Source organism: Mycobacterium sp. THU-M104, assembly GCF_049197365.1.
In the GTDB taxonomy this organism is placed as follows: Bacteria; Actinomycetota; Actinomycetes; order Mycobacteriales; family Mycobacteriaceae; genus Mycobacterium.
In genome coordinates, this window is sequence record NZ_JBMIOP010000236.1 from 1 (window position 1) to 3,309 (window position 3,309).

Annotated in this window: 3 protein-coding genes; 1 reads left to right on the top strand and 2 read right to left on the bottom strand. The window is 72.0% G+C overall.

Annotation, left to right across the window (positions count from 1 at the left end):
• Positions 1 to 215: 215 nt before the first annotated feature.
• A complete protein-coding gene (locus ACOJVU_RS17650) occupies positions 216 to 2,000 on the bottom strand; it encodes a hypothetical protein (RefSeq protein ID WP_421530958.1) in 1,785 nt (594 codons plus the stop codon).
• A 22-nt stretch (positions 2,001 to 2,022) separates the two neighbouring features.
• On the opposite strand from ACOJVU_RS17650, the gene ACOJVU_RS17655 reads away from it, so the two are divergent.
• Positions 2,023 to 2,967, top strand: coding sequence for an NAD-dependent epimerase/dehydratase family protein (locus tag ACOJVU_RS17655; RefSeq protein ID WP_421530957.1), 945 nt, complete (start codon positions 2,023 to 2,025; stop codon positions 2,965 to 2,967).
• Here ACOJVU_RS17655 and ACOJVU_RS17660 read toward each other — a convergent pair.
• Positions 2,964 to 3,305, bottom strand: a complete 342-nt coding sequence (locus ACOJVU_RS17660; protein ID WP_421530959.1) for a DUF2304 domain-containing protein — start codon at positions 3,303 to 3,305, stop codon at positions 2,964 to 2,966. The two genes, ACOJVU_RS17655 and ACOJVU_RS17660, sit on opposite strands and share 4 nt — an antisense overlap.
• Positions 3,306 to 3,309: the final 4 nt, after the last annotated feature.

A 3,309-nucleotide genomic window follows, 5' to 3' on the forward strand; every position in this document is an offset into this window, starting at 1 on the left:
GCCCAGGTCGGATCGGATCGTGGTCGCGATCCCCGACGACGGGGTCCGCAGGGGTCGGCACCCGCCGCGTCGGTCGTTGCGTACGCGTGTCCCCAGGCCCCGGGCAGAGAGGCGATCCCGCGCGCCCCGGGCGGCTGCACGCTTTCAGACGCCGAGCGTCACGCCAGCGCGACGCTCCGCGTCCGTTGTCACGCCAGCGTGACGCTCGGCGCCGCTCAGGCCGGCGCCAGGAAACCCACGGGCCCCGACGCGATACACAACGACAGCGCGGCGGTGTCGGCGCGCACCGTGATCGCAACCCCGGCACCCGGCAGGCGCACGAAAACCCGGTTGAGTCCCGGATGCACCGCAACCCGGACGTCGGGTCCCTGGTTCAGCGACAACGTCATCGACCCGTCGCTGTTGGCCAGGTAGTTCAGTTCGACGGTCCAGTCGGCGGGCAGCAGGGGCCCGTCGAGCAGCAGCCGCGCCGGTTTGTCCGGCTGCGCGAAGTACCCGCACCGCGGCAGCGGTCCCGGCACGATGGTGCGTACCCACGTCACGTGCGCGTCGACCAGCCGGCCCGAGCTATCCAGCATGCGCAATTGTGTTGTCGCCGAGGCGAATTCCGGTCGGTTCCGGACCAGGGCGAACAGGTGGCTGGCCAGGTTCTCTGGTCCGACGATCCGCTGTAGCACCAGCGGGTCGACCTCCTGGTCGAGCAGCGGCGCCGTCGAGGCCGCGTGCGCGCTCGCCAGGCCGGCCAGGGTGTTGCGCAGGTAGGGCTGCGCGGGGTTGTCGCGCCAACTCGCCAGAAACGTCGCCGTCGAGTACAGGCTGCTGGCCACGAACGCCGCCGCCAGCACACCCACCGCCACGGCGCGCCCGGGAGAGGCGTCCAGCCGGCGCGCCGGGCCCGGCCGGTTGGGGGCGCACAGCGCGACGGCGGCCAGCAGCGTCAGCACCACGACGAGATCGGGCAGATACCGCAGCGTCTGGGCGAGCTCGAGTGCGGTCAGCTTCGACGAGCGCATCAGGTAGATCGGCACCTGGCAGGCGACGGCGTAGCCGGCCGCGGTGAGCCAGACCGGTCCGATGCGCTTTTTGCGGACCAGGGACAGCGCCAGCAGCCCGGCCAGCAGCAGCCAGCCGAGCGCCATCACCGCCGGGCCGGGCGCGGCCCACGGGGAGGCCGGGGCCCACCGGTCCCAGCGCCACGGCCCGCCGGCCAGCCCCGGCACGATGCCGTGGGTGACCGATCGCCACAGCAGCGCCCCGGTCATCGCCGGGTCGAAACTCCACCGCCGCTGGTTGACGACAGCCAGATAGACCGCCACCCAGGCGAGGGTCAGCGCCAGGCAGGCCACCCACAACCGCACACCGGCCCGCCACACCGTCCGCAGAGCCGACCGGTCGCCCCCCACGTGAGCCAGCAATGCGGCCACGGCAAAGGCGACGAACGGGATCACCGCGGCCTTCTCGAAGAACACCAGGCCCGCCAGGTAGGCCAGCGCACCGGTCACCGCGTAACGCCGGTTGCCGGTGCGCACCAGCAGGATCGCGTCGGCGCACACCCAGGACAGCGCGGCCAGCATCGGCAGCGAGTTCAGCGCCGCCGCCCACCAGGCGAACCCGGGCACCGCCAGCGGGGTGAACAGCGCGAACGTCAACGGGATCAGCAGCACCGGGCGCCAGCCCAGGATGACGTGCAGGGCGCGCAGCAGGGCCAGCGAGACCAGCAGCGCCAGCAGCACGAGGCTGATCGCCGGGCCCGTCCAGTCCAGGGGTGCGGCCCGGACGATGGCGCCGGCGAGCAGGAACGCGGCCGGCATCAGGTGACCGTCGTGGTCGTCGAACAGGTACGACGGCGACCACAGCCCCTGCGTGCCGGCCTTGCCGACGAGAATCAGGTCGTCCCAGTAGAAGTAGCCGCCGAACGCCAGCACGGCGCGGATGCCCAGCTGCACCGCGATCAGCGCGGCGGCGGCCACGGCGACCCACGGGATGCGGGTCTTGGGCAAGGCCCGCCGGTATGGTGGGCCGGTGCGCGCACTGGTCACCGGGGCAGCCGGTTTCATCGGGTCGACGCTAGTCGACCGTCTGCTGGGCGACGGTCACACGGTGGTGGGGCTGGACAACTTCGCCAGCGGCAAAGCGGCCAACCTCGAGCACCTGGCCGGCAACCCGGCCTATGACTTCGTCGAGGCCGACATCGTGACCGCGGAGCTGGACGACGTCCTGGACCGGCACCGCCCCGAGGTGGTGTTCCACCTGGCGGCGCAGATCGATGTGCGGCGCTCGGTCGCCGACCCGCAGTTCGACGCGTCGGTCAACGTGCTCGGCACGGTCCGCCTGGCCGAGGCGGCGCGGCGCGCCGGTGTCCGCAAGATCGTGCACACCTCCTCGGGCGGGTCCATCTACGGCGTCCCGGCGCGCTACCCGACCCCCGAGACGGTCCCCACCGACCCGGTGTCGCCGTACGCCGCGGGCAAGGTGGCGGGGGAGATCTACCTGAACACCTTCCGCCACCTGTACGGCCTGGACTGCTCGCACATCGCCCCGGCGAACGTCTACGGCCCGCGCCAGGACCCGCACGGCGAGGCCGGCGTGGTGGCGATCTTCGCCCGGGCGCTGTTGGCGGGCAAGCCCACCAAGGTGTTCGGCGACGGCGGCAACACCCGCGACTACGTGTTCGTCGACGACGTGGTCGAGGCGTTCGTCAAGGCTTCCGGCGAGGCGGGCGGCGGGCAGCGTTTCAACATCGGCACGGGCACCGAAACCTCGGACCGGCAACTGCATTCGGCGGTGGCGGCGGCCGCCGGCGCGCCTGACGACCCGCAGTTCCACCCGCCGCGCCTGGGCGACCTGAAACGGTCCTGCCTGGACATCGGCCTGGCCGACAGCGTGCTGGGCTGGCGCCCGCAGGTGGACCTGGACGAGGGAGTGCGCCGCACCGTCGACTACTTCCGCCGGGTGCGCACGGGCTAGCGTTGCCCGGGTGCCTGCGCACCCTCGAGCGCGACCGCCCGGGCCAGCCGTGCGTAGCGCAACTCGAGGTCCTTGAACCGCAGGTAGGTGCTCAGCGTGGTGAAACTGAACGCCATGATCAGCGCGTAGAGCATCAGGTCGGTGCCGCGGCGCACCCCGAACCAGTGCGCGATCACGGTGGTGTCGTCGGGCCGCAGCACGGCATAGACGCCGGCCAGCACGAAGGCCACATATCCGACCTTGACCCAGGCCCGCGACCGCGCGCTCCTGCGCGACCGCAGCAGGTAGACGAGCAGTGCGACGATCGACCCGATCAGCAGCACCTGGATCCAGTTCATTCGT

Excerpts from the sequence above, each read along its gene's own strand:
- ACOJVU_RS17660 (WP_421530959.1), bottom strand. The coding sequence starts at position 3,305 with ATGAACTGGATCCAGGTGCTGCTGATCGGGTCGATCGTCGCACTGCTC.